Here is a 24644-nt window from a genome sequence, read left to right on the forward strand (position 1 = left end):
ATTGATAATCTTGCATTCTAGCACTCAAGATGCGCGGAAAAACACGAATTTGGCGCAGGGCTTTTCCCTGCGCCAGGCTGCCCCCGTGCCGTCCCCTTTACTGCGCCTGCGGCACGTGCCAGCCGCCGCCCAGCGACTGGATCAGGGCCACGGCCGTCGTCTGGCGGTCCGCCTGCGCCTGCACCAGCGAACGGCGCGCCGACAGGGCCGTCACTTGCGCCGTCACCACGTCCGTATAGCCGACCTGGCCCGCGTTGTAGCGGTTCAGCATCTGCTGCTCGACCTGGTCGGCGGCGGACGACGCCTGCTGGCGCAGGGCCAGCTGTTCGGCCAGCGCGCGCGTGGCCGACAACTGGTCTTCCACGGCGCCAAAGGCACTCAATACCGTCTGGCGGTAGCGCGCCACGGCCGCCTCGTGTCCCGCCTTGGCCGCATCCACGCTGGCCGTGGTGGCGCCCGCGTTGAACAGGGTTTGCGCGGCCGACACGCCCAGCGACCACAGGCTCGATGAGGCATTGAACAGGTCGCCCACCTTGCTGGCGCCGGAACCGTAGGAACCCGTCAGGTTCAGGCTCGGGTAATACGCGGAACGGGCGATGCCGATCTGCTCGTTGGCCACGGCCACCCGGCGCTCGGCGGCGGCGATGTCGGGACGGCGCTGCAGCAGGGTCGACGGCACGCCCAGCGGCACCTCGGGCACGGTCAGGGTCCACGGCGCCACGGCCAGGCTGAACTCGGACGGCGCGCGGCCCAAAAGTATCGCGATCGCATGTTCCAGCTGCGCGCGTGAACGCGTCTGGCTGGACAGGTCGATCTGCGCATTGGCCAGCTGCGTCTGCGCCTGCAGCAGGTCGGACTTGGCGGCGATGCCCGAATTGAAGCGGTTGCTGGTGATGTCGAGCACGCGCTTGTAGCCATCGATGGTGGCATTCAGCAGCGCGATCTGCGCATCGCTCTGGCGCAGCGAAAAGTAATTGGTGGCCAGCTCGCCCTGCGCCGACAGGCGCGCGGCGGCCAGGTCGGCCGCGCTGGCGCTGGCGCTGGCATCGGCCCCCGTCACGCCGGCGCGCAGCTTACCCCACACGTCCGGTTCCCACGACGCGCCGATGGCGGCCTTGAAGTTGTTGTTCGTCTGCTGCTCGCCGCCGCCCGAACGGGCGCCGCTGCCCGTCAGGTTCACGGTGGGGAACAGCGAGGCGCGCTGTTCGCGCACCAGCGCGCGCGCCTGCTCGTAGGAAGCGATGGCGGCGGCCACGTTCTGGTTCGAGATGTCGATGCCTTCGGCCAGCTGGTTCAATTGCGCGTCGCCGAACAGGGTCCACCACGGTCCCCGCTCCAGGGTGTCGGCCGGCACGGCAGGCTGCCAGCCGGCCGCCTCCTTGAACGTTTGCGGCGCGGCGGCCGTCGGCGTTTCATACGCGGGGCTGACGGCGCAGCCGGACAGCAGGAGGACGGCGGTGGCCACGCCCAGTGCCAGCAGGTGGCGTGCAGGGACGGTCGATACGATAGGTTTTACTTGCTTCATGATTGTGTGCTCGGGTTATCTGGCCCAGGAATGCGGCTCAATTGCTGCTCGTCGGCGCTGCGCGTGCGCAGCTTGTCGAGCAGGATGTAGACCACCGGGGTGGTCAGCAATGTGAGTAACTGGCTGGCAATCAGGCCGCCGATGATGGCGACCCCCAAGGGCTGGCGTAGCTCTGACCCCTCGCCGAAACCGATCGCCAGCGGCAAGGCGCCAAGCGCCGCCGCCAGGGTGGTCATCAGAATGGGGCGGAAACGCAGCAAACAAGCCTCGCGCACCGCTTCCACAGCTGTCAGCCCGCGCGAACGCTCGGCCTCCAGCGCGAAGTCGATGATCAATATAGCATTTTTCTTGACGATACCGATCAACAGGAACACGCCGATCAGGGCGATGATGGAAAACTCCATGCGGAACAGCAGCAAGGCCAGCACGGCGCCCACCCCCGCCGACGGCAAGGTCGACAGCACGGTGACGGGGTGGATCAGGCTTTCGTACAGGATGCCCAGCACGATGTAGATCACCACGATGGCCGCCAGGATCAGCAGCGGCTGCTCCTTGTTGCTGTCCTGCGCACTCTTCGCCGAACCCTGGAAGCTGCCGCGCACGTTCACGGGCATGCCGATTTCCGACTCCGCCTGGGCCACGGCAGCCTGCCCGTCGCTGAGCGGATAGCCGTCGGCCAGGTTGAACGACACGGTGGTCGCCAGTTCGCCGCCCTGGTGGTTGATCGACGTCGCCGTCGAGCTTTCCGCGAAGCTGCTGAACGACGACAGCGGCACCATCTTCGCCAGAGTGGTGCTCAAGGCCGAGCCGCTGGACGGATCGCGCGCCGCCGTCGTATTGGACGTCGTCGCGGCCACGCTGGTGCTGGCCGCGGCGGCGCTGGCGGCCGTCGTGCCGGTGGCGGCGACGGCGGCCGCATTCGACGCGGGCACGTACACGGAGCGCAGCGCTTCCGGGCTTTGCGCGTAGCGGGGCGCCACTTCCATGATTACGTGATACTGGTTCAGCTCATCGTAGATGGTCGCCACCTGGCGCTGGCCGAAGCTGTTGTACAGCGCATTGTCGATATCCTTCACCTGTACGCCCAGCTGCGTGGCGCGGTCCTTGTCGATGGAAACAAACGTTTCCACGCCGTTTTCCGCCTGGTCCGTGTCCACGTCGATCAGGGCCGGCTGCAGCTTCATCTGGTCGGCCAGTTTCGCCGCCCACTTCTTCAAGTCCGCCTGGTTGTCGCTGATCAGGGTGTACTGGTACGTGGAATTGCTGGAACGCCCGCCCATGCGCAAATCCTGCACGGGGTTGAGGAACAGCGAAATGCCCGTCACCTTGGCCAGTTGCGGGCGCAGGCGGGCGATCACGGCTTGCCCCTTGTCCGTGCGCTGCGAGGCCGGCTTCAAGTCGATGAACATGAAGCCGCCCCCCGCCCTGCCGCCGCCCGTGAACCCGACGACGGTGGCGACGGCCGGATCGTCCTTGATGATGTCGACCAGCTGGCGCAATTTGGCCTGCATGGCCTGGAACGAGATGCTCTGGTCGGCGCGCATGCCGCCATTGATCTGGCCCGTGTCCTGCTGCGGGAAAAAGCCCTTGGGCGCGGCCGCGAACAGGTACACGTTCAGGCCGACGACGAACACGAGGATCGTCATCACGAGAGCGGCGCTCGACAAGGCCCAGTCCAGGCAGTGTTCATACACGTTCAGCATGCGCTCGAAGCCCCGTTCGAACCAGCGCGCGACGACGCCTTGCGGCTTGTGGTGCTCGCCGCTTTTCAGCAGCCAGGCGCACATCATCGGCGTCGTGGTGAGCGAGATGACGAGCGAAATCATCACGGCGGCCGACAGGGTCACGGCGAATTCGCGGAACAGCCGCCCCACCTGGCCGCCCATGAACAGCAGCGGGATGAAGACGGCCACCAGCGACAGGCTGATCGACAGTACCGTAAAGCCCACTTCGCGCGCGCCCAGCAGGGCCGCCTTGAAGCGGTCCATGCCCGCCTCGATGTGGCGCTGCGTGTTTTCCAGCACCACGATGGCATCATCGACGACAAAGCCCGTGGCCACCGTGAGCGCCATCAAGGAAAGGTTATTTAGCGAAAAGCCCAGCATGTACATCACGCCGAAAGTGCCCAGCAAAGAGACGATGGTGGCCACGGCGGGGATGATGGTGGCGCGCACGCTGCGCAAAAAGGCGCTGACCACCAGCACGACGAGCACGATGGACAGGATCAGCGTGAACTCGATCTCGTGCAGGGACGAGCGGATGGAATTGGTGCTGTCGGACGCCACTTGCAGCTTGATGTCGCCCGGCAGCTGCGCCTGCAGTTGCGGCAGCAGCGCGCGCACGCCGTCCACCGTGGCAATGACGTTGGCGCCCGGCTGGCGCGTGATCAGCACGATGACGGCCGGGTCGCCATTGAACAGGCCCAGGGTATTCGTGTTTTCCACGCCGTCGACCACTTCGGCCACGTCGTCGAGGCGGATGGCGGCGCCATCGCGCCAGGCCACCACCAGGCTGCGGTAATCGGCGGCGCTGCGCCCGCCCGACGCCGTCGCCGCGCCCGAATAGATCTGCAGGCTGCGCTCGTCGCCGGAAATCGCCCCTTTCGGGCGGTTGGCGTTGCTGGCCTGGATGGCCGCGCGCACGTCTTCCATCGATACGGCATAGTGATTGAGCTGGTACGGCAGCAGTTCCACGCGCACGGCCGGCAGCGAGCCGCCGCCCAGTTCCACGTCGCCCACGCCTTTGACTTGCGCCACCTTTTGCTGCACCAGGTTCGACACGGCGTCGTAGATCTGGCCCGGCGTGCGCGTCTTCGACGTCAGCGCCAGGATGATCACGGGCGCGTCGGACGGATTGGCCTTGCGGTAGGTGGGGTTGCTGCGCAGGGTGGCCGGCAAGTCCACGCGCGAGGCGGCAATGGCGGCCTGCACTTCGCGCGCGGCCGAATCGATCTTGCGGTTCAAGTCGAACTGCAGATTGATGCGCGCCGAGCCCGTGCCCGACGACGACGTCATCTCGTTCACGCCCGAGATCACGCCCAGGCGCCGTTCCAGCGGCGTGGCCACCGACGTGGCCATGGTCGCGGGGCTGGCGCCGGGCAGGCTGGCGCTGACGGAAATGGTCGGATAATCGACCTGCGGCAGCGGCGAGACGGGCAGCACGAAGAAGGCGCCGATGCCCGCCAGCGCGATGCCGATGGTCAGCAGCACGGTGGCGATGGGGCGCTTGACGAACGGTTCGGACAGGTTCACGCGGCGCTCCCCGCGTTATCGGCCGGCTTGTCCAGCTTCACCCCGGGCGTCTTGCGCGCGAAGCGCTGGCCCAGGCGGTCGAAGCCCAGGTAGATGACGGGCGTGGTAAACAGGGTCAGCACCTGGCTGACGATCAAGCCGCCGAAGATGGCCAGGCCCAGCGGACGGCGCAACTCGGCGCCCTCGCCCCAGCCCAGCATCAGCGGCACGGCCGCGAACAGGGCCGCCAGGGTCGTCATCAGGATCGGGCGGAAGCGCAGCAGCGCCGCCTGGTGGATGGCTTCCTGCGGGCTTTTCCCTTCGTCGCGCTCGGCCTCGATGGCGAAGTCGATCATCATGATGGCGTTCTTCTTGACGATGCCGATCAGGAGGATGATGCCGATGATGCCGATCACGCCCAGGTCTTGCCCGGAAATCATCAGCGCCAGCAAGGCGCCCACGCCAGCCGACGGCAGCGTCGACAAAATCGTCAGCGGGTGGATATAGCTTTCGTACAGCACGCCCAGCACGATGTAGACGCAGACGACGGCGGCTAGAATGAGCCACAGCTGGTTCGACAGCGAGTTTTCATACGCGCCGGCCGCGCCGAGGAAGGTCAAGGTCACCGATGGCGGCAAGGCGATGTCTTTCGCCGCCTGGCGGATGGCGTCGACGGCGCTGCCCAGGGCCACGCCTTGCGTCGTATCAAAGCCCAGCGTCGTGGCCGGGTATTGCGCCACGTGCGTGATTTGCAGCGGCGCCTGTTTTTCGCTGACGCTGGCAAAGGCGGACAGCGGCGTCGACTTGCCGGAACCCGTGCGCACCTGCAGGTCCGACAGGTCGGACGGCGTCGTGACGATGCCCGGCTGCGCTTCGAGGATCACGCGGTACTGGTTGGTTTCCGTGAAAATCGTCGAAATGATGCGCTGGCCGAAGGCGTTGTACAGCGCATCGTCGACGGTGGCCGTGGTGACGGACATGCGCGCGGCGCTGTCGCGGTCGATGGCGACCGTCACGGCGGCGCCCGTGGCGCCCGCGTCCGTGACGACGTTGCGCAGCTGCGTTTTTTCGCGCATGCGCGCCGCCAGCTTGCCGGCCCATTCGGTGACGGTGGCCGTGTCGGCCCCTTCGAGCGAGACGCGGTACTGCGTCGGCCCCGATTCCGCATCGATGGTCAGATCCTGCGTCGGCTGCAGATACAGGGTCACGCCGGCCACCTTGGCCACGCGGTCGCGCAGGCGCTCCATGATCTCGTCCTGGCTGCCGCTGCGCGGACGCTTGAGATTGATCAGCATGCTACCCGTATGCAGCATGGTATTGTTGGCCGCATCGACGCCGACGAGGGAACTCAAGGTATCGACAGCAGGATCTTCCAGCAGCGCGCTGGCGGCTGTCTGCTGCAAGGTGGCCATGCGCTCGTACGAGACGGCTTGCGAGGTTTCGATGCGCGCCTGCAGCTGGCCCGTGTCCTGCGTGGGGAACAGTCCCTTCGGAATGGTGATGTACAGGATGACGGTCAGCAGCAAGGTGGCCAGGGCGACGAGCAAGGTCAGGCCCTGGCGTTTCAAGACCCACACGAGCGCATGGTCGTACTGCACGATCACCTTGTCGAGGAAAGCCTGGATGCGCTGGCCCGTGGCACTGATTTTTTCATCGGCGTGGCTCTTCAGCCAGCGCGCCGACATCATCGGCACCAGGGTGAGCGACACCACGGCGGAAATCAGGATGGTGATGGCCAGGGTCATGGCGAATTCGCGGAACAAGCGGCCCACCACGTCGCCCATGAACAGCAGGGGAATGAGCACGGCGATCAGGGAGACGGTCAGCGAGATGATGGTAAAGCCGATCTGCGACGCGCCTTTCAGGGCAGCGGCCATCGGCGTTTCGCCCTCCTCGATGTAGCGGGCGATGTTTTCGATCATGACGATGGCGTCGTCGACGACGAAGCCCGTGGCGATCGTCAGCGCCATCAGGGACAGGTTGTTCAGGCTGTAGCCGAGCAGATACATGACGCCGCAGGCGCCGATCAACGAAATCGGCACGGACAGGCTGGCGATCACGGTGGCGCGCATGCTGTGCAGGAAGGCGAAGATCACCAGCACCACCAGCAGCACGGACAGCAGCAGTTCCATTTCCACGTGTTCGACCGAGGCGCGGATGCCTGTCGTGCGGTCGCTCAGCACGTCGAGCTTCATGGCCGCCGGCAGGCTGGCCTGCAGGTCCGGCAGCAGGGCCTTGATGGCGTCGACCGTCTTGATGACGTTGGCGCCGGGCTGGCGCTGCACGTTCAGGATGATGGCCGGCTGCTTGCCGGACCAGGCGCCCAGGCGCGTGTTTTCCGCGCTGTCGACGACATTCGCCACGTCGGACAGGCGCACGGGCGCGCCGTTTTTATAGGTGATGATCAGGCGCTTGTAGTCTTCCGCCGTGACGAGTTGATCGTTCGCGTTAATGGTGAACGAGCGCGTGGGGCCGTCGAAACTGCCCTTGGCGCTGTTGACGTTGGCCGCCGCGATGGCCGTGCGCAGGCTGTCGAGGCCCAGGCCGTACGAGGCCAGCAATTTGGTGTCGCCCTGGATGCGCACGGCGGGACGCTGGCCGCCCGACAGCGACACGAGGCCCACGCCATTGACCTGGCTGATTTTCAGCGCCAGGCGCGTGTTGACGATGTTTTGCACCTGCGTCAGCGGCATCGTGTCCGAGGTAATCGCCAGGGTCAGCACGGGCGCGTCGGCCGGGTTGATCTTCGCGTACACGGGCGGCGCCGGCAAGTCGGTCGGCAGCAGGGACCCGCCCGCGTTGATGGCCGCCTGCACTTCCTGCTCGGCCACGTCCAGCGTCTGGCCCAGGGTGAATTGCAGGGTGATGATGGAAACGCCGGCCGCGCTGGTGGAACTCATGCGCTGCAAGCCCGACATCTGCCCGAACTGACGCTCCAGCGGCGCCGTCACGGTCTGCCCCATGACTTCGGGACTGGCGCCCGGGTACAGGGTCTGCACCTGGATGGTGGGGAAGTCCACCTGCGGCAAGGCGGCCAGCGGCAGGAACTTGAAGCCGACCAGCCCCGCCAGCACGATGGCCAGCATCAGCAGCGCCGTGGCGACGGGGCGCTTGATGAAGGGAGTCGATGGACTCATTGCGCTGCGCCCTTCGCCGGCGCAGTAGCTGGCACTGCGGCTGGCGCGGATGCCGATGCGGACGCCGAAGCGCTGGCCGCGCCGTCAGCGTGCTGGCGGCGGTGGCGGCGTTCGCCGTTCGCCCCGGCGACACCGGCGCCGCCCATGGCAGGCTTGTCGCCCGCCAGGGTCACTTTCGCGCCTTCCTTCAGGCGGTCGGCGCCTTCCGTGATGACTTGCTCGCCCGCTTCCAGGCCGGCGCGGATTTCCACCATGTCGGTGGTCGCCTGGCCCCGCGTGACCATGCGCACGGTGACGGTCTTGTCCGCTTTCAGCACGTACACGAAGTCGCCGTTGTTGCTGTGGCGCAAGGCCGTCACGGGCACCAGCACGGCGCCCGTGATGTTGCCCAGTTCCAGGCGCACGTTGACGAACTGGCTGGGGAACAGGGCCATCTTGTCGTTCGTGTAGCGGGCCTTGGCGCGCACGGTGCCCGTCTGCACGTCGACCTGGTTGTCGAGCGCCGTCAAGCTGCCCTTGTCCAGGATATGCGTGCGCGTGCGGTCCAGCGCCAGCGCCGCCAGGGCCGTGCCGCCATTCAGGCGTTCCTGGATCGTCTGCACCTTATCCTGCGGCACGGAAAATTCCACGTCGATGGGCGACAGCTGCGTCACCACCACCACGCCGCCCGTGTCGCTGGTGCTCACCAGGTTGCCGATATCGACCACCTTCAAGCCCGCGCGGCCGCTGATCGGCGACACCACCTTGGTGTAGCCCAGGTTCAGCCTGGCCGTGCCTTCGGCGGCGCGGTCCGTCATCACGGTACCTTCCAACTGTTTGACCAGGGCGGCCTGCGTGTCGACATCCTGGCGCGCGATGGAATCCTGGCCCAGCAGGGTTTGATAGCGTTTCAGAGTCAGGCGCGCGTTTTCCAGCTGCGCTTCATCGCGCTGGCGCTGGCCCGTGGCCTGCATCAGCGCCATCTCGAACTGGGCCGGGTCGATCTGCGCCACCACCTGGCCCGCCTTGACCATGCCGCCTTCCTTGAATTTCAACTCCTTCAAAATGCCCGACACTTGCGGGCGCACCGTCACGGTGGACGCGGCCGTCACCGTGCCCAGCGCATCGAGCACCACGGGCAAGTCGGATTTCACGGCCGTGGCCACGCCCACGGTGGTCGAAGGGCCGCCGCGGCGCCCGCCCGGGCCTCCCGGCCCTCCGGGGCCACCGGCGCCGGGCTGCGCACTGACGCCCGAATGGGTCAGGTACCAGGCACCGCCCCCCAGTGCAGCCATCACGGCCAGCGCGATGACCGTGCCGACGATTTTCGAACGGCGGCTGCGCCGCGGGGTGTTGGGTGTAGTCTGCGAATCCATCGCTTATCCTTGTCTAGGCCGCTGGCACGGCGAGTCTGTGGCGCCGGCCGAGGTGGAACACACTCAGGCCGGACGACCGTTTTTCGGGGTTGTTTCGGTACAAAGCCGGGGGAGTCAAGAGCTGAAAGTCAGCTGAAAAAAACATCGCTCCCTAGCGTGAAACGACTCTAGCATAGTCATGTAACTGTTTCATTTCTACTTGAAACAATTACACACAGCCTGGCAGGCATGGAAGGATCAGGCGGGCCGGCAGGCATGCCGCCCCTGTGGGGGAACGGTGGAAGAATCAGGCTTGCGGGGCGTCGCGCCCCGGCGCCGGCGGCGCGCGGGCGACTCGCATGCAGATACAAACTCGCTACAAATCTCCCGCCAGCCGGCTTGACCTGGCGCAACGCAGGCCGTTGGCGCTTACAGCGTCATGCCGAGGATGACATCCTGATAGTCGGTGCGGCCCACGCGGAAGGTGCGCCGGCCCACCTGCGCAAAGCCGCAGCGCGCATAAAACGCCAGCGCATCGTGGTTTTCCGCGTACACGCCCAGCAGCACCCGCCCTGCCCCGCCGGCGCGCGCCTGTTCCACGGCCGCCTGCATCAGGCGCTGGCCCACGCGCTGCCCCTGGAAGCGGTGCAGCAGGTAGATGCGCTTGATTTCCAGGTCGTCCGGCCGCGGGTCGGCCACCGGCAGGCTGGCCGGACTGAGGACCAGGTAGCCGACGGGCGCGCCGCCCGGCGTGGCCTCGGCCAGCCACAGGCGCATGGCCGGCAGCGCCAGCCAGTCGCGGTACAGCTGCGCGTCGTGCTGGCGCTGGCAATGGGCGATGACGTCGGCGCCGTCGAGGATGCCGGCAAACGCTTCCAGGAAAGTCGCTTGTCCCACCAACGCCAGCGCCAGCTCGTCGCCCTTGGCGCAGGGGCGGATGGTGATGGCCGTGCCGGTTTTTTCGTTCATGTCGCTTGCCATGCCTTGCTCCTCATCGCTGTCCTGCATATGAAACAAGCCGGGCGAAGCCGGCTTGGGTAGCTTGTCTATGCTGGTGTTACTTGCCGCCCAGGGGCACCTCGCACAGGCAGTGCGTGAGGGCCATGAATGGTTTGTGCTCGCGCGTGATGCCGGACAGCCAGCTCAGGTCCTGCGCCATGCCCAGCGCCGCGTCGGCCGGCAAGCCCGTGCCGGCCAGGCCCAGTTTCACGTGCTCGCCCAGTCCCAGCGAGGCCATGGCCTTGGAGCCGAACATGCCGATCAGGCGGTCCACGTTCGACGTTTCCTGCTCCAGGTACGTGACGCGGTAGTCGGCGCCCAGGTTGGCGCGCTTGGCGGCCGACGCCAGCGCATCGCCATAGCTGCCGATGCGGTCGACCAGGTTGCGCTCTTTCGCCTGCAAGCCCGTCCAGACGCGGCCCTGCGCCACTTCATTGATCTTTTCCGGCGTCGTCTTGCGCGCCTTGGCGGCCAGGTTCAGGAAGTCGCCATACACGTGGTTGATCGAACCCTGGATCACTTGCGCAAAGCGGGGGTCGAGTGGACGCAAAGGGTTGCCCGCGTCGGCCAGCCAGGTGGTCGGCGAGCCGGCCGTGTGGATGCCCAGCTTTTCCACCACCTTGTCGGCCGTCGGCAGAATCGCGAACACGCCGATGGAACCGGTGATGGTGGCCGCGTCGGCGATGACTTCGTCGGACGAGGTGCTGATCCAGTAGCCGCCCGAAGCGGCCACGTTGCCCATCGAGACGACCACCGGCTTGCCGGCGGCGCGCGTCAGTTCCAGTTCGCGGCGGATCAATTCCGAGCCGAAGGCGCTGCCGCCAGGCGAATCGACGCGCAGCACGACAGCCTTGATCGACTTGTCTTCGCGCGCCTGGCGGATCAGACGCGAGGTGGACAGGCCGCCGATGGCGCCCGGTGGCGCGATGCCGTCGCCGATTTCACCGGAAGCGATGACCACGCCGACCGCGTCGCCGATGTGCACGGGGCGCAGGCGCGCCAGGTAGTCGGTGTAGTTCACCTGGCGGAAATTCGTGCCTTCCGCGTTCTTCGCGCCGCGCGCCATCATGAACTGGCGCAGTTCGTCGCGCGTTTTCAGGCCGTCGACCAGCTTGGCGTCCAGCGACAGCTTGCCCAGGTCGCCGCCGGCCGCCGTCATCAGCGCCGGCAGCGCATCGATCGATTGCATGATGGCGCCGGCCGGCAGCTTGCGTGCCTTTTCCACGTCCGTCGTGTAGGTGGTCCACAGGCCGTTGTTCAGGTAGCGGTCCGCTTCGGCCGCCGCTTCGGACGGGCCGTTGGCGATGAAAGGCTCGGCCGCGCTTTTGTACGTGCCCACTTTCAGCAGGTTGACCGTCACGCCGACCTTGTCGAGCGCGTCGCGGTAGTAATTGCGGTAGCGGCCAAAGCCTTCCAGCATGACGCCGCCCATCGGGTGCAGGAAGACCTCGTCGGCCTTGACCGCCACCAGGTACTGGCGCTGGTTGTAGCTGGAACCCCAGGCCGTCACTTTCTTGCCCGTGGCGCGGAAGCGTTCCACGCCGGCCGCCACTTCGCGCAGCGAAGCGAGGCCGCCACCCTGCAATTCGTCGAGCAGGATGACCATGGAACCGATGTTCTTGTCCTTGGCCGCCGTGTCGAGCACGGCCAGCACGTCGCGCAGCTGCACGTTTTTCTTGACTTCGCCGCTGACATTGGCCAGCACCGCTTCGCGCACGCCGCCCGGGGTTTCTTCGACCAACGGGCCTTGCAAGTCCAGCACCAGCGTGGTCTTTTCCGCCAGGGGCTTGGCGCCGCCGCCAAAGATGGCGATCAGGATGGCGATGACGATCAGCAGGAAAATCAGATTGATGACCGCGCGGCGGGTGGCGTCCAGCGCGCGCCAGAATGCGCCAAAACCGCGGCGCAGCGGCGGGAAGGGGTTGAGTGACATTGATGCTCCGTGAGGTTATGTACCTAAAGGAAATCAATATAGCTGAAAATGGCCGCGATCGCCTTGGGATTCGTCTTATTTTGACAAGTATTGCGCGCCCTGGGCGCCCTGCCCTGGCGGCGTGGAAATGAGGAACAGGCCGCCCAGCACGAGGGAACCATTCAGTATCAGCAATTCCAGGCCCAGGCGGTAATGCGCGAACAGCAGCGCCTGCTCCTGCTCGATGAGCGCGCACAGCAGCGGCCCGGCCACGGCCACCAAAGGCACCCAGCGGTCGCGCACGCCGCGCCGGCTCAGCAAGCCGAAGGCGAACAAGCCCAGCAGCGGACCGTAGGTATAGCTGGCCAGCTTCAGGATCACGCCTATCATGCTGGGATCATCGAGCCACTTGAAGGCCATGATCAGGATCAAAAACAGGGCCGCAAAGCCCAGGTGCACCTTGCGGCGCCAGCGCATCTGCACGGCCGGGCTCAAATCCGGCCGGCGCTGCAAGCCCAGGATGTCGATGCAGAAGGTGGACGTCAATGCCGTGAGCGCCCCGTCCACGCTGGGAAACAGGGCGGAAATGAGGGCGATGAAGAAAATCAGCTGCACCACGGCGGGGAAATGCCCGAGCACCACGGCAGGGAACAATTTATCGCCCGTGGCCGTCACGCCGGCCAGCGGCGCGTACAGGTGCAGCAAGCCGCCGAGGAAGAGGAACAGCAGCAGCACGCCGGTCAGCACCACGGTCAGGCTGAGCATATTCTTTTGCGAATCGCGCAGGGTCCGCACGGAGATGTTCTTTTGCATCATTTCCTGGTCCATGCCCGTCATGGCAATCGTGATGAACATGCCTGCAAGAATGTGCTTCCACACGTAGGCGGGGCTGTCCGGGTCGGTGGTGAAGATGCGCGTGAGGCCTTGCGCGCGCATGCGTTCGAGGCTGTCGACAAGCGACAAATCCATCTCGCGCAGCAAGAACACGCTGCAGATGACGAGACCAGCCAGCATGCACGCCGTTTGCAGGGTATCGGTCCAGACGATGGTCTTGACGCCCCCTTCATACGTGTAGAGCAGGATCAGCAGCAGCACGACGCACGCCGTCAGCCAGAACGGCACGCCGAAACTGTCGAGAATAGTTGCCTGTAGGATATTGACCACCAGATACAGCCGCGCCGTGGCGCCCAGCAGGCGCGAAACGATGAAAAACGCCGCCCCGCTCTGGTAGGAGCGCCGCCCCAGACGCAATTCCAGGTAGCGGTAAATCGACGTGAGCTGCAGCCGGTAGTACAGCGGCAGCAGGATGAAGGTGATGGCCAGGTAACCGAGCACATAGCCGAGCATCAGCTGGATATAGCCGAAGCCGTTGCTGCCCACGGCGCCGGGCACGCTGATGAAGGTCACGCCCGTCAAGGTCGTGCCCACCATGCCGAAGGCCACCAGCATCCAGTTGCTGTCCTTGTTGCCGATGAAAAAACTGTCGTTGGTGGCATGGCGCGAGGTGCGCCACGCCACGCCCAGCAAGATCAGGAAATACGCGAGGACGACGGCAAACAGGAGGACTGGGGACATGGATGTTGCGCTGGCGGCAAAGGGGAACAGGGGCAGCAATATACAACAAAGCGTACAGCAATGCCCCCAGGCAATCAGGCGTCAGCAGCCGGTCGGTTTGACTTTTTCCACTTCCAGGCCGAACCACGGACGCAAGCGCGTGCCGATGACGTTGCCCAGGAAGGCGCACACCAGCCACAACCAGCCGTGCAAGCTGCCCGAGACGATGCCGCTGAAATACGCGCCGATGTTGCAGCCGTAGGCCAGGCGCGCGCCGTAGCCGAGCAGCAAGCCGCCGACGATGGCGGCGATCAGCGAGCGGCGCGGGATGCGCCATACGGGAGCATAGCGGCCGGCCAGCGCGGCCGCCAGCATGGCGCCCAGCACGATGCCGATGTCCATCACGGAAGTCTTGTCTTGCGTCAATGGCGCGGCCAGGGCGGCGGCGTTCGCCTTGGTGGACCAGTAAGCCCAGCTGGCCGTGTCGATGCCGACCACGGACGCCGCCTTGGCGCCCCACAGGGCGAACGCGGACGTCACGCCCCATGGACGGCCCGACAATACCAGCGTGGCGAAGTTCAGCACGACGAGGGCGACGGCGCCCGCCACCAGCGGCCACGGGCCGTGCAGCCAGGGCGACGCCTGCGCCGGGCGCAGGGGCGTGGCGACGAGCTTGCCATGGCGGCGCTTTTCCACCAGCACCGTGATGGCGGCGATCAAGGCAAAGACGATCCAGTTCAGCGCCAGCGCGGGCGCCAGGCCCAGTGTCGTGACGAGGGAAATCGGCTTGAGCTGCGGCAATGAAGTCCAGAACGGCATGTGCGCCGTGCCGATCACGGAGCCGACGATGAAGGCGGCCAGGGTGATGAGCATGCGCGTGCTGCCCCCACCGACTGTATACAAGGTGCCGGAGGCGCAACCGCCGCCCAGCTGCATGCCGATGCCGAAGATGAAGGCGCCGAAGATAACGGACGTGCCGGCGGGCGAAACGAGGCCCGCGACGGGCGTGCCGAACAGGGTGCCGGCCGACAGCGCGGGGAAAAACAGCGCCACGCCCACGGCCAGCATCAGCATTTGCGCCCGCAAGCCATCGCCGCGGCCATCGGCGATGAAGACGCGCCAGGCGGACGTGAAGCCGAAGGCCGCGTGATACAGGGTAATGCCGAGCAAGGCGCCCACCACGTACAGCGCGGCCTGGTTGATGCCGACGGTGTGCGCCAGGTACCACGCACCGATCAGGATGAGCAACAGGGCGACGCCCAGCGGTTTCGGATTGATGGCGGCGCGCAGGCCTGGCGGCGAAGCTGCAATATCGGACATGATGGGGGACGCTAAAGGGAGGGAAACGCCATTTTCCCCCGTTTTGCTGTTTTCTGCCAGCAAGTTAGCCGTCCGTCTGGCGCCGCCACGCCAAACGCCCCGTCACCCGGTTCGAGGGACGGAGCGGATGGCGAGGGGCACGCAGCGGCAGAGAAGGCCTGCGCCTGCCTGCCCTGCGTGCCCGCTGCGGCGTCAGCTGACGCGCATCATTTCGACAGTTTCACCTGCGCCAGTTCCGCCGTCAGGTAGCCGACAGCACCGCTGGCCTTGCTGTTGTAGTTGGTGTTGATGATGATGTTGATCTGATCCTTCAGCGCCGACGGCAAGGCGGGGAAGCGGCTCCACTCGTCGCCCGGATGCTGGAAGTTGCTCATCACATAGGTCCAGCCATTGATTTCGTCGACCGCATGCAGGCCCGTCGATTCCGCGCCGGCCGGGCACGACAGCAGGCGCTCCAGCTTCTTGGTATCGACGTTGTACGCCCACAGGAAGTTGTTCAGGTGGTTGCCGCTGTCCTCGCCGATGAACAGGGTGCGCAGTTTTTCCGAGAACTTCAGGTTGTCGGGGCTGGCGATCTTGGCCGGGTTGGCCGTGTTGCCCAGGCCATCGGCCGCGATGTCTTCGCCCGCGATCAGCAGGGTCGACTCGCTTGGCACCCATTCGCTGTCGATCGCCGCGCCCGTGTCATCCTTCTGTCCGCCCGTCAGCTTGTGCGACACGACGGCGCCCGCCACCAGTTTCTTGAACTTGACGTTGTGGCCGGCCACGTAGCCCGAACCGCCTTCGACCATCGAATCCTGGATGTTGGCATACGCCGAGTAGGCGATCTTGTCCTTGGCGTTGACCGTCGTGCCCTCGTTCTTGGTAAAGGCCATGCTGCCGCCCTTCAGGGCCGCGTAGCGGTGGGTTTCCAGGAAGGCGGCGGCTTTTTCCTGGCCGGCCTTGACCCTGACCCAGGCGGTTTTCTTGTTCAGCACGATCTTCGTGTAGCTGGCGTCGGACGGATCGGCCAGGGTCGAATCCATGATGTCGGTGGCCTTGATGCCGCCGTCGACCAGCGCCTTGATCTCGGCGTGCGTCGCATGGCCCAGCTTGACCCATTGCAGCTTGCCGGTGGTGGTCTCGGTCAGCTGGGTCGTGTACTTGGCGACGTACAGGGTGCCGCCTGCGGCCAGGTCGGCGACCTTGTCGGCCACGAACATGAACAGCCCGCCATTCGTATAGTCGTCGCCGCCCAGGATGGTGCGCTGGTCCGGCATCACCTGCACCAGTTCGCGCGAGTAGCGGCCCAGGCAATAGTGCTTCTTGATGCTGCCGGTGCCGTCCGGGTTGACCGACACTTCCGGCAGGTGGCCGTAGTCGTACGGATTGGCGGTCGTCGTATCGCCGAAGACGTTCTTGCTGAATTCTTTGAGCACGGCCAAGGTCTGGCCGCCCAGGCCCTGGTCGAAGGCGTCGGGTTCGTACTCTTCGCTCGACAGATGGGTATTCCACGGCGACAGGCTGGCGCCGCAAGTAATCCACAGGCCCTTCACCAGCGAGGTATCGACGTTGTGGTATTTCACCAGCGACAGCTTGCCGGTGGTCTGGTCCTGGTCCAGGCTCAGTACGGCGATCGGCGACGGCAGCGTGCCGTAGGTGGAGGCGCCGGCCTGGTTCAGCGAGTTGTATTCAAATTGCACCACGGCAAACACCGGCTTGCCCTTGACGCCGCTCACGCTGGCGTTGGCCACCGTCAGCATCGAGCTGCCGTCCGGCGAATCCGAGAAGAACTGGCGTTCCTTGCCCGGCACCGAACTGTCGATGATGGGCTGGTTCTTGATGTCGAAGTAGCCGCCCGCGATCACGGTGCCGCCCTTTCCGTCCGGCACCCGGTCGCCCGTCAGGAAGAAAGGCTGGTACGCCAGGTTATAGCTGTTGCTGCTGCCATCGCTGAAATTGACCTTGAGCTTGGAGCCGACGGTGGTCGTGGCCAGCGCGGCTGGCGAACTCGCCAGTGGCGCGGCCATGCCGGTGAATTCCGCCGTGGTAAACGTCGCGGCAGGAACGACTGGCGGCGTCACCGCTGGCACGTCATTATCCGAACTGCCGCCACAACCGGACAGAAAAGCGCTGACGCCGGTCAAGCCGGCCAAAGGCAGCATGGGGGCACCGGCAAACAGTTGCAACAGGCGGCGGCGTGAGGACTCAGGGGCGTAATTCGACATTTTTTGTTTCTTCCGTTATAAATAAATATCGTGGGACAGACCTGCTGGAATACGAGGCCGGAGCATAAACGACAAATATTTCAGCTTGATTACAGGCAAGCTGCACCGTGGAAGCGACGCCAAGCGGACGCCCCGCTTCTCAATGCCCCGTCGCCTGCATCGCTTTTGCGCCAGCGGGCCGCACGGGGATCGGGTTCAAACGGTCCAGGCGGCCGCTCAGGGCCGTCAAGCCGAATGCACCCAGCACGACGAGAGCGCCGATCCAGCCCGTGTGCACGAGGCCCAGGTGTTCCACGATGAGGCCGCCACCCCAGGCGCCGCCGGCGATGCCCAGATTGAAGGCGGCGATATTCAGGCCGGACGCCACGTCGACGGCACGGGGCGTGAAGTGTTCCGCTTGCTGCACGACATACACTTGCAAACCAGCCACGTTACCGAAGGCCACGGCGCCCCACAGCAGCACGGTGATGACGACGAGCACGGGATGCGGCGCCGTGAAGGTGAGCAGCAACAAGACGGCCGCCAGCAGCAGGAAGATCAGTTTCAGGGCGCTGACAGGGCCTTTCTTGTCGGCCAGCTTACCGCCCCAGATATTGCCAAACGCCACAGAGACGCCATACACGAGCATCACCACACCCACGGCGCCGGCGCTGAAACCCGACACTTGCTGCAGAATCGGCGCCAGGTAGGTGAAGGCGATGAAGGAACCGCCATAGCCGACGGCCGTCATGGCGTACACCAGCAGCAGGCGCGGCTGGCCCAGCACCTGCACTTGCTGCAGCAGCGAGGCCGGTTTGCTGTGCTTGATGGTCGATGGCACGTACAGCAGGCTGCCGACAAAGGCGATCAAGCCCAGCGCCGAAACGGCGAGGAAAGTTTCGCGCCAGCCAAAATGCTGGCCGATGAAAGTACCCAGCGGCACGCCCGTCACCAGGGCCACGGTCAAGCCCGTAAACATGATGGCGATCGCGCTGGCCGCCTTGTCTTTCGGCACCAGGGACGTGGCGATGGTCGAGCCGATGGAAAAGAAGACGCCATGCGCCAGCCCCGTCAGGATGCGGGCGATGACGAGGGTTTCGTAGCCCGGCGATTTCCAGGCCAGCAAGTTACCCAAGGTAAACAACACCATCAGCGAGAGTAACAAGGTCTTGCGCGGGATCTTCCCCGTCAGGGCAGTCAGCACTGGCGCGCCGACGGCGACGCCCAGCGCATACAGGCTGACCAGCAAGCCGGCCGATGGCAGGTTGACGCCCAGGTCCGCGGCGATGGTAGGCAACAGCCCGACGATGACAAACTCCGTGGTTCCGATGGCAAATGCGCTGAGGGTCAGCGCGAGCAAGGCAATGGGCATGGCAAACTCCGATAAATGATGTTGGCATGCAGTATCGGGGTTTTCTTTGTTTCGAAAAATACCTCATCAGGCAGAAGATAGTTGCGCACAACTCAATAATAGGGCGGTCTGCTACACTGGCCGCATCCACACGGGGTCACCACCATGAATTCAGAAAAACTGGCGCTGCTGGTCACGCGCGAAATGCCATATGGGAAATATCAGGGACGCTTGCTGGCCGACTTGCCCGGCCACTACCTGGGCTGGTTCGCGCGCGAGGGCTTTCCCTCGGGCGAACTGGGCAGTCTCATTGCGCTGATGTACGAGCTCGACCACAACGATCTGCGCAGCTTGCTCGACCCCTTGCGCACGCGCAAGTCGCCGTGGCGGCCGGGCGAGTAAGGCCGAGCCGAATGTCATGAAAAATAGAAACAGACTATTGAGATTGAAAAAATTTCAAATGTTATAAAAATTAATCTAATAAATTGCGAAAAAAATCATTATCGTTCTTCATCCCAGCCCCAAGACGAAAATGACTGCAAACAAAACAATATTACACAATTATAAATTGCAATCGACATATAATTTTGAAATTTTCCACTACTAGCGGAATCCACCATCAGAAATCTCATTTCACTTAAAACATCTAATTTATTTCTAATATTTCTAAGTCCCCGCGAAATCTTCGGAGATTCATCAATGGAAAATTGATCTAACCTACTTACTTCCAAGATGTCATTAATCTCCTTTACGCTTTCAGCTGCACTCTTCCTCAGCAATGACAAATCGACATCAATAGAGCTTAGTGCATCACTCATCTTCATAAGAAATTCGGCAGCTCGCCTGGGGTCCATTCTACATTTCAATTCGGACACAATCTTACAAAAACCAATATCTTTTAATAGCTCATATTCCTGTCGGGAATTGACATTTGAAAAATATAAACCCTCCAATTCCCTTCTAAAATTACTACTAACATAATTCGACACTGAATTAATATCACTTTCCAAATCGATCATGTGATGCAGTCTCCCTGCCATATGAATTCCAGGCTGCCATCCTAAATGTCCCTTGAAAGCGCACGCTATCATTTCGGCCGCCTCCAGAGAAAGGTGACGGAGTGGTCGATGATAAATTCCGTCATCGCACCCCACATTAACTGCATCAAAAAACAATCCTATTTTATTTAAAACATCACCAGCATCACTGCCAATATCAAGTATTGTCTTGCGGTATTTTTCCTGGATAGCTATCAATCTTAGCCGATAAGAATCATGGTATTGCGCCAAGTAAGATTTTTTATCATTATTTCTTGAGGATGCAGCTATTTCGCTTTGTTTTTTTGCATAAAAAACACTAAAAATAGCTGACAGAAGTGCCAAAACAGAAACAATGAAGGCGGCAACATCAAAGGAAAATTTCATGAAAATTCTCAGTATCAAAGCTAAAATATCTTGATTAAATAGCAATTGAATACATTCAGAACCCCTGCACTTTCTTTGCCAGCATGGTGCTGAACTCGCCGTTTTCCACGAGCTTGTGCAATTCGCTGGCACCACCGATGAGCACGCCGTTGACAAAGACCATGGGGAACGTGGGCCAGCCCGTCCACATCTTGAGGGCATTGCGGCGGTGCCACTGGTTCAAATAGCTGCCGTATTGCAAGTACTGGTAGGGCGTGCCCAGCACGTCGAGGATCTTGCGCGCCTTGCGCGGAAACGGATTGAGCGCCATGCCGACGACGACCACCTGGTGCGCGGCGATGGTCGCCTGCACTTCGCGCACGATGTCCTTGTGCTTGCTGCCGATCAAAGGGCGGGCGGCGGGATGGATCTGGGCTTGGTCAAGGATGGCGCGGGTCATGAAAGTCCTGGGGTGAGTGGCATGCGGAACACGCATTGTGCCACGCGCCCAGGCCGGCGTGGGCTACACTGCACCTCTTCTCCTCCACCCGTGAAATATATGCAAGGAATCATTCCCATGCCTGAATACCGCACCCGCCGCCTGCTCGGCGCTCTTCTGCTCGCCGCCGCCACTTGCACCAGCGCCGCCGCTGCAGCATCTGCTGCCGCTGCCGACAGGGGACTCGAAAACGGCCTGATCCATGCGCTGCACCTGAAAAAGGGCACGACGCAGCGAGTGGGCACCTCCGGCAAGGCCATCGCCGCCTACATGCGCGAAGGTCTTATTGGCAAGCGCCCCAACCAGCGCTTCGACTACACGGATTATTACCTGCTCAAGAAACCGGCCAGCTTCATGGGACACGAACTGGTGCTCATCGAAGAGGAATACATCACGCAATACATAGGCTGCTGCGTCAGCCCCGGGGCCGGCGTGACGGTAAAGGTAAACGGCAGCACGCAAAAGCTGCAAGCGTTCGCCAGCGCCCAGCGTTGCACCCTGACCGACCCCGTCGATATCCGGAAAAACCTGCGCGAAGTGGCCATCCAGGCCACGCTGCCCAAGGGCCATTACGCCTCCTTGAGTTGCCGCGAACGCGACACCGAGCGCGAAGAGCCGTGATGACTGCCGGCACTCAGAACAGCTCGTCGAGCAGCAGATGGAATTGCAGCTTGCCTTGATCGATATCAACGATCCCATAGTGCTGAACAAACCTTGGCGGTAGCACGGCGTCCAACTCACCAAGAGCACGCCAAACGATGGCCAGGTCCTGATAGCGGTCGGCAACGCCCGCCCGGCCCACGTCGAGGCAGCCGACGACGGCGCCATCGTGCATCAGGATATTTTCCAGCGAAAAATCGCCATGCGTGACGACGAGGTCGGAGGTGAGCGGCAGGTAGTCTTGCAGCGCCAGCCACACTTGCTGCGCCGTCCAGCCTTCCCGCTCGGCATCGAAATCGCCGGCATCGACGAGGCCCGCATCGATGCGCCGGCGCGCCTGGGCCAGCCGCACGGCATGGCTGGCGTCGAATGGGCAGTCACTGACGGGAAGCGCGTGCAGGCGGCGCAGGAAGGCCGCCAGCGCGTCGGCCACGGCGGGACCCAGCGCAGGATTTTCTTCCAGCACCTGGCACGCCGTGTTGCCCGGCAGGGCCGCCGTCAGCAGCCATGCCTGGTCCGGTGCTGCCGCGCGGGCAAATTGCGCCACGGCCGGCACGGGCAGATACTGCGCCAGCCAGCGCAGGCGCGCCAGTTCCTCGGTGAGTTCGGCAGCGGCGGCATCCGTGCCGTGTTTCAGGAACAGGTCCGGCGCGCCATCCCTGCCCTGCAAGCGGTAGACGGCAGCGTCCGACTCACCGACGCTGTCGCGCGCCCAGTCGTACCCTGCCACGGCGGCGCGCATGCTGGCGGGCATGGCGGCCAGCATGGCCGCTTGTGTCTTGTTAGAAATGCTCATCTGCCTGGCCCTTGTTCTATGTCAGCGGCACGTGCAAGCCCATCTTGAGGCAAGTCAAGGCCACCGACGTGCGGTAGCGCCGGATATTGTCGTCGCCGCCGAACAGGCGTTCCGTCAGCGCCTCGTATTCGGCCATGCTGCTGGCCGTGATGACCAGCAGGTAATCGGCCTCGCCCGTGATGCCGTAGCACTGCTGGATGGCGGGTTCGGCCATGATGCGCGCGCGCATGCCGGCCGTGCGCTGCGGATGCTCGTCGTGCAAATGCACTTCCACCGTCAGTATCAGCGGACGGCCCAGGCGGCTGGCGTCGAGCACGGCCACCTCCTTGCGGATCACGCCGCTCTCGCGCAGGCGGCGGATGCGCCGCTGCACGGCCGGCGCGGACAGGTGCACGGCCTGGGCGATTTCGCGCTGCGAGGTCGTGTTATCGCGCTGCAAGATATCGAGGATGGCCAGGTCGAAGGCGTCGAGGGCGACAGCAGGCGTGAGCGAAAGTTGCGTCATAAAGGTCAAAATGCAGTGCAAATATCGGAGCAGACACAATAAACTTTCACCACTTCGATATCAAGCCATTTATCACCATGCCATTACGCCGCTATTCCTCCTTGATTCCCCTGCTGGCCATCCTCGGCTCCGTCACCTGCCTGGGACTGGGCACGTCGTGGGCCAAGCACAGCCTGTTCCCGCTGGTGGGCGCGCAAGGCACGACGGCCGTGCGCGTGGGCTTTTCCGCCTTGCTGCTGTTGCTGTTCTGGCGCCCGTGGCGCTGGCAGCTGAGCCGCGCCGACCTGCGCACGGTGGCCCTGTACGGCGCGGCGCTGGGTTTGACGAACCTGTGCTTCTACATGGCCTTGCGCACGATACCGTTCGGCATCGCCGTCGCCATCGAATTTTCCGGTCCGCTGGCCGTAGCGCTGCTGGCCTCGCGTCGCCCGCTCGACTTCGTCTGGGTGGCCCTGGCCGTGGCGGGATTGGCGCTGCTGTTGCCGCTGGGTCACGACGTCAGCAACCTCGATCCCACGGGCGTGCTGTTCGCCCTGGGCGCCGCCGTCTGCTGGGCTTCGTACATCGTCTTCGGCAAGCGCGCCAGCCATTTGCATGCGGGCCACTCCGTGTCGCTGGGCCTGGCCATGGCCGCGCTGGTGGTGGTCCCCGTCGGCGTGATGCATAGCGGCGCCGCCCTGCTCTCGCCCGTCGTGCTGGGCGTGGGCCTGGGCGTCGCGCTCATTTCCAGCGCCATCCCGATCTCGCTGGAAATGGTGGCCCTGAAACGGCTGACGCCGCAGGCGTTCGGCATCATGAGCAGCATGGAGCCGGCCGTGGCCGCCATGCTCGCGTTCATCCTGCTCGACGAACGACTGGACGCGCCGCAATGGCTGGCCATCGCCATGATCATGGCCGCATCGATGGGCAGCTCCTACATGGCGCAGCGCATGAAGAAACCGGCACCGGCCGTTGCCGTGCATACCTGAACCTCAGTGCGCAGCCGCACCCGCCACGTGCGACGCCAGGTTCTTGCGCGCCAGCCAGGCCAGCGGCAGCAGGGCCAGCAGCGCGGCGGCCACGCCGGCCCAGGGCGACGACGCCATCAGCTGGCGCGAGACCATCAGCGCACCGAGCATGGAACCGAAGGAAATGCCGAGGTTAAACGCGGAAATGTTCAGGCCCGAGGCGAAATCGACGGCGTGCGGCGTGTAGCGCTCGGCCGTGGCCAGCATGCCTGCCTGCAAGGCGGGCGACAGGCCGAAGGCGAACACGCCCCAGACGAACAGCATCACCGTCATCATCCAGGGCGAACTGATGCTCAGCGCCACGCCCGCTTGCGTGACGGCCAGCAATAGCAGCATCGCGCGCAAGGCCTTTTGCCAGCCCAGGTGGCTGGTCAGGTAGCCGCCCGCCAGGTTGCCGGCAAAGGTGGCGGCGCCAAACACGATCAGCAAGGCGCTGGCCATGGTGGCGGAAAAGCCCGTCACATCCGTCAGGATGGGCGTGATGAACGTGAACGCGGCAAAGCTGCTGCCAAAGCCAAACGTCGTAATCGCCATCATCGTCAGGATGGGGCCGCTGCCCAGCGCCGCCAGCTGCGTCATGGCCTTGCCGCCCTTGCCCTGCTGCAAACCGGTCGGCAGCCAGCGCGCCATGGCGGCCAGGCCCAGCGCGGCCAGCAGCACCACGGCAAAGAAGGGCAGACGCCAGCCCATCAAGTTGCCAAGGAAACTACCGAACGGCACGCCGATCACCATGGCCAGGGTCAATCCCGCAAACATCACGGAAATCGCCCTGCCCGCCTGCGCCTCGGTGACGAGGCTGGCGGCCACGGTGGCGCCGATGGCAAAGAAGGTGCCGTGCGCCACGGCCGTGATGACACGCCCAAGCAGCAACAGTTCGAACGTGTGCGAAAAGGCAGCCAGCAGGTTACCGGCCAGGAACACGCTCATCAACCCCAGCAGGGCCGCCTTGCGCGGCAGGCGCGACATCAGCAGCACCAGCAGCGGCGTACCGATGGCCAGCGCCAGCGCATACAGGCTGACCAGCGAGCCGGCCGATTCGATGGAAATATGCAAATCTTTCGCGATGGTCGGCAAGATGCCGACGACGATGAATTCGGTCACGCCGATGGCAAAGGCGCCGACGGCCAGCGCCAGCACGCCGGGCGGCATCTTGCTGGCTGAAGTGGAAACAGGGTTTGCGGTGGTCATGGTATTTCTCCGGCAGAGTTCAAGCCAGCCAGTGTATC

At 64.0% G+C, this 24644-nt stretch carries 18 protein-coding genes; 3 read left to right on the forward strand and 15 right to left on the reverse strand.

The genetic code is table 11. The annotated features are described in order from the left end of the window. Nucleotides 1–97: 97 nt before the first annotated feature. From VPH40_RS07760 to VPH40_RS07805, 10 genes are all read right to left on the reverse strand, one after another. Nucleotides 98–1525: an efflux transporter outer membrane subunit gene (locus tag VPH40_RS07760; protein WP_328573139.1), complete on the reverse strand. Its 1428-nt coding sequence runs from the start codon at nucleotides 1523–1525 to the stop codon at nucleotides 98–100. Beyond that, entirely contained in the window at nucleotides 1522–4776 is a 3255-nt protein-coding gene (locus VPH40_RS07765; RefSeq protein WP_328573140.1) for an efflux RND transporter permease subunit, read from the reverse strand. Before VPH40_RS07765 ends, VPH40_RS07760 begins: the two co-directional genes overlap by 4 nt. Next, nucleotides 4773–7892, reverse strand: a complete 3120-nt coding sequence (locus VPH40_RS07770; RefSeq protein WP_328573141.1) for an efflux RND transporter permease subunit — start codon at nucleotides 7890–7892, stop codon at nucleotides 4773–4775. Before VPH40_RS07770 ends, VPH40_RS07765 begins: the two co-directional genes overlap by 4 nt. After that, a complete protein-coding gene (locus VPH40_RS07775) occupies nucleotides 7889–9247 on the reverse strand; it encodes an efflux RND transporter periplasmic adaptor subunit (protein WP_328573142.1) in 1359 nt (452 codons plus the stop codon). The genes VPH40_RS07770 and VPH40_RS07775 overlap by 4 nt, the downstream gene beginning before the upstream one ends. Nucleotides 9248–9655: 408 nt before the next feature. Next, the gene (locus VPH40_RS07780; protein ID WP_099668434.1) at nucleotides 9656–10195 is read right to left on the reverse strand and encodes a GNAT family N-acetyltransferase; all 540 of its coding nucleotides are present in this window, start codon (nucleotides 10193–10195) and stop codon (nucleotides 9656–9658) included. 88 nt (nucleotides 10196–10283) lie between these two features. Further along, a complete protein-coding gene (gene sppA, locus VPH40_RS07785; protein WP_328573143.1) occupies nucleotides 10284–12158 on the reverse strand; it encodes a signal peptide peptidase SppA in 1875 nt (624 codons plus the stop codon). A gap of 75 nt (nucleotides 12159–12233) precedes the next feature. Beyond that, on the reverse strand, nucleotides 12234–13712 hold the full coding sequence (locus VPH40_RS07790) for a sodium:solute symporter (protein WP_328573144.1): 1479 nt from the start codon (nucleotides 13710–13712) through the stop codon (nucleotides 12234–12236). Nucleotides 13713–13793: 81 nt separating this feature from the next. Next, on the reverse strand, nucleotides 13794–15011 hold the full coding sequence (locus VPH40_RS07795; protein ID WP_328573145.1) for a YeeE/YedE family protein: 1218 nt from the start codon (nucleotides 15009–15011) through the stop codon (nucleotides 13794–13796). A 206-nt stretch (nucleotides 15012–15217) separates the two neighbouring features. Further along, a complete protein-coding gene (locus VPH40_RS07800) occupies nucleotides 15218–17218 on the reverse strand; it encodes a PhoX family protein (protein WP_251351464.1) in 2001 nt (666 codons plus the stop codon). A gap of 139 nt (nucleotides 17219–17357) precedes the next feature. After that, complete coding sequence (locus VPH40_RS07805) at nucleotides 17358–18569, reverse strand: MFS transporter (RefSeq protein ID WP_289904249.1); 1212 nt, start codon at nucleotides 18567–18569, stop codon at nucleotides 17358–17360. A 144-nt stretch (nucleotides 18570–18713) separates the two neighbouring features. Here VPH40_RS07805 and VPH40_RS07810 point away from each other — a divergent pair, with 144 nt between their 5' ends. Then, on the forward strand, nucleotides 18714–18950 hold the full coding sequence (locus VPH40_RS07810) for a DUF3820 family protein (RefSeq protein WP_034749909.1): 237 nt from the start codon (nucleotides 18714–18716) through the stop codon (nucleotides 18948–18950). 98 nt (nucleotides 18951–19048) lie between these two features. Here the strand turns inward: VPH40_RS07810 and VPH40_RS07815 are convergent, their stop codons facing one another. Together VPH40_RS07815 and VPH40_RS07820 are read right to left on the reverse strand one after the other, a co-directional pair. Continuing rightward, nucleotides 19049–19972: a hypothetical protein gene (locus VPH40_RS07815; protein WP_328573146.1), complete on the reverse strand. Its 924-nt coding sequence runs from the start codon at nucleotides 19970–19972 to the stop codon at nucleotides 19049–19051. Between the two features lie 55 nt (nucleotides 19973–20027). After that, nucleotides 20028–20411, reverse strand: a complete 384-nt coding sequence (locus tag VPH40_RS07820; protein WP_328573147.1) for a glutaredoxin — start codon at nucleotides 20409–20411, stop codon at nucleotides 20028–20030. Nucleotides 20412–20528: 117 nt separating this feature from the next. Here VPH40_RS07820 and VPH40_RS07825 point away from each other — a divergent pair, with 117 nt between their 5' ends. Beyond that, on the forward strand, nucleotides 20529–21071 hold the full coding sequence (locus VPH40_RS07825; RefSeq protein WP_328573148.1) for a hypothetical protein: 543 nt from the start codon (nucleotides 20529–20531) through the stop codon (nucleotides 21069–21071). 13 nt (nucleotides 21072–21084) lie between these two features. Here VPH40_RS07825 and VPH40_RS07830 read toward each other — a convergent pair whose 3' ends face one another. Further along, entirely contained in the window at nucleotides 21085–21906 is an 822-nt protein-coding gene (locus VPH40_RS07830; RefSeq protein WP_328573149.1) for an APH(3')-I family aminoglycoside O-phosphotransferase, read from the reverse strand. Between the two features lie 16 nt (nucleotides 21907–21922). Beyond that, entirely contained in the window at nucleotides 21923–22411 is a 489-nt protein-coding gene (locus VPH40_RS07835; protein WP_251351457.1) for an Lrp/AsnC family transcriptional regulator, read from the reverse strand. Between the two features lie 77 nt (nucleotides 22412–22488). Between VPH40_RS07835 and VPH40_RS07840 the strand changes: the two genes are divergently transcribed. Beyond that, on the forward strand, nucleotides 22489–23379 hold the full coding sequence (locus tag VPH40_RS07840) for an EamA family transporter (RefSeq protein WP_289904245.1): 891 nt from the start codon (nucleotides 22489–22491) through the stop codon (nucleotides 23377–23379). 3 nt (nucleotides 23380–23382) lie between these two features. Here VPH40_RS07840 and VPH40_RS07845 read toward each other — a convergent pair whose 3' ends face one another. Continuing rightward, nucleotides 23383–24606 (reverse strand): MFS transporter, encoded by a 1224-nt coding sequence (locus VPH40_RS07845; protein ID WP_328573150.1) that lies wholly within the window; start codon nucleotides 24604–24606, stop codon nucleotides 23383–23385. Nucleotides 24607–24644 lie beyond the last annotated feature (38 nt).

The organism is Janthinobacterium sp. P210005, assembly GCF_036231865.1.
Lineage (GTDB): Bacteria > Pseudomonadota > Gammaproteobacteria > Burkholderiales > Burkholderiaceae_D > Janthinobacterium > Janthinobacterium kumbetense.

Excerpts from the sequence above, each read along its gene's own strand:
- VPH40_RS07760 (WP_328573139.1), bottom strand. The coding sequence starts at position 1,525 with ATGAAGCAAGTAAAACCTATCGTATCGACCGTCCCTGCACGCCACCTG.
- VPH40_RS07770 (WP_328573141.1), bottom strand. The coding sequence starts at position 7,892 with ATGAGTCCATCGACTCCCTTCATCAAGCGCCCCGTCGCCACGGCGCTG.
- VPH40_RS07775 (WP_328573142.1), bottom strand. The coding sequence starts at position 9,247 with ATGGATTCGCAGACTACACCCAACACCCCGCGGCGCAGCCGCCGTTCG.
- VPH40_RS07780 (WP_099668434.1), bottom strand. The coding sequence starts at position 10,195 with ATGAACGAAAAAACCGGCACGGCCATCACCATCCGCCCCTGCGCCAAG.
- sppA (WP_328573143.1), bottom strand. The coding sequence starts at position 12,158 with ATGTCACTCAACCCCTTCCCGCCGCTGCGCCGCGGTTTTGGCGCATTC.
- VPH40_RS07790 (WP_328573144.1), bottom strand. The coding sequence starts at position 13,712 with ATGTCCCCAGTCCTCCTGTTTGCCGTCGTCCTCGCGTATTTCCTGATC.
- VPH40_RS07795 (WP_328573145.1), bottom strand. The coding sequence starts at position 15,011 with ATGTCCGATATTGCAGCTTCGCCGCCAGGCCTGCGCGCCGCCATCAAT.
- VPH40_RS07800 (WP_251351464.1), bottom strand. The coding sequence starts at position 17,218 with ATGTCGAATTACGCCCCTGAGTCCTCACGCCGCCGCCTGTTGCAACTG.
- VPH40_RS07805 (WP_289904249.1), bottom strand. The coding sequence starts at position 18,569 with ATGCCCATTGCCTTGCTCGCGCTGACCCTCAGCGCATTTGCCATCGGA.
- VPH40_RS07810 (WP_034749909.1), top strand. The coding sequence starts at position 18,714 with ATGAATTCAGAAAAACTGGCGCTGCTGGTCACGCGCGAAATGCCATAT.
- VPH40_RS07815 (WP_328573146.1), bottom strand. The coding sequence starts at position 19,972 with ATGAAATTTTCCTTTGATGTTGCCGCCTTCATTGTTTCTGTTTTGGCA.
- VPH40_RS07820 (WP_328573147.1), bottom strand. The coding sequence starts at position 20,411 with ATGACCCGCGCCATCCTTGACCAAGCCCAGATCCATCCCGCCGCCCGC.
- VPH40_RS07825 (WP_328573148.1), top strand. The coding sequence starts at position 20,529 with ATGCCTGAATACCGCACCCGCCGCCTGCTCGGCGCTCTTCTGCTCGCC.
- VPH40_RS07830 (WP_328573149.1), bottom strand. The coding sequence starts at position 21,906 with ATGAGCATTTCTAACAAGACACAAGCGGCCATGCTGGCCGCCATGCCC.
- VPH40_RS07835 (WP_251351457.1), bottom strand. The coding sequence starts at position 22,411 with ATGACGCAACTTTCGCTCACGCCTGCTGTCGCCCTCGACGCCTTCGAC.
- VPH40_RS07840 (WP_289904245.1), top strand. The coding sequence starts at position 22,489 with ATGCCATTACGCCGCTATTCCTCCTTGATTCCCCTGCTGGCCATCCTC.
- VPH40_RS07845 (WP_328573150.1), bottom strand. The coding sequence starts at position 24,606 with ATGACCACCGCAAACCCTGTTTCCACTTCAGCCAGCAAGATGCCGCCC.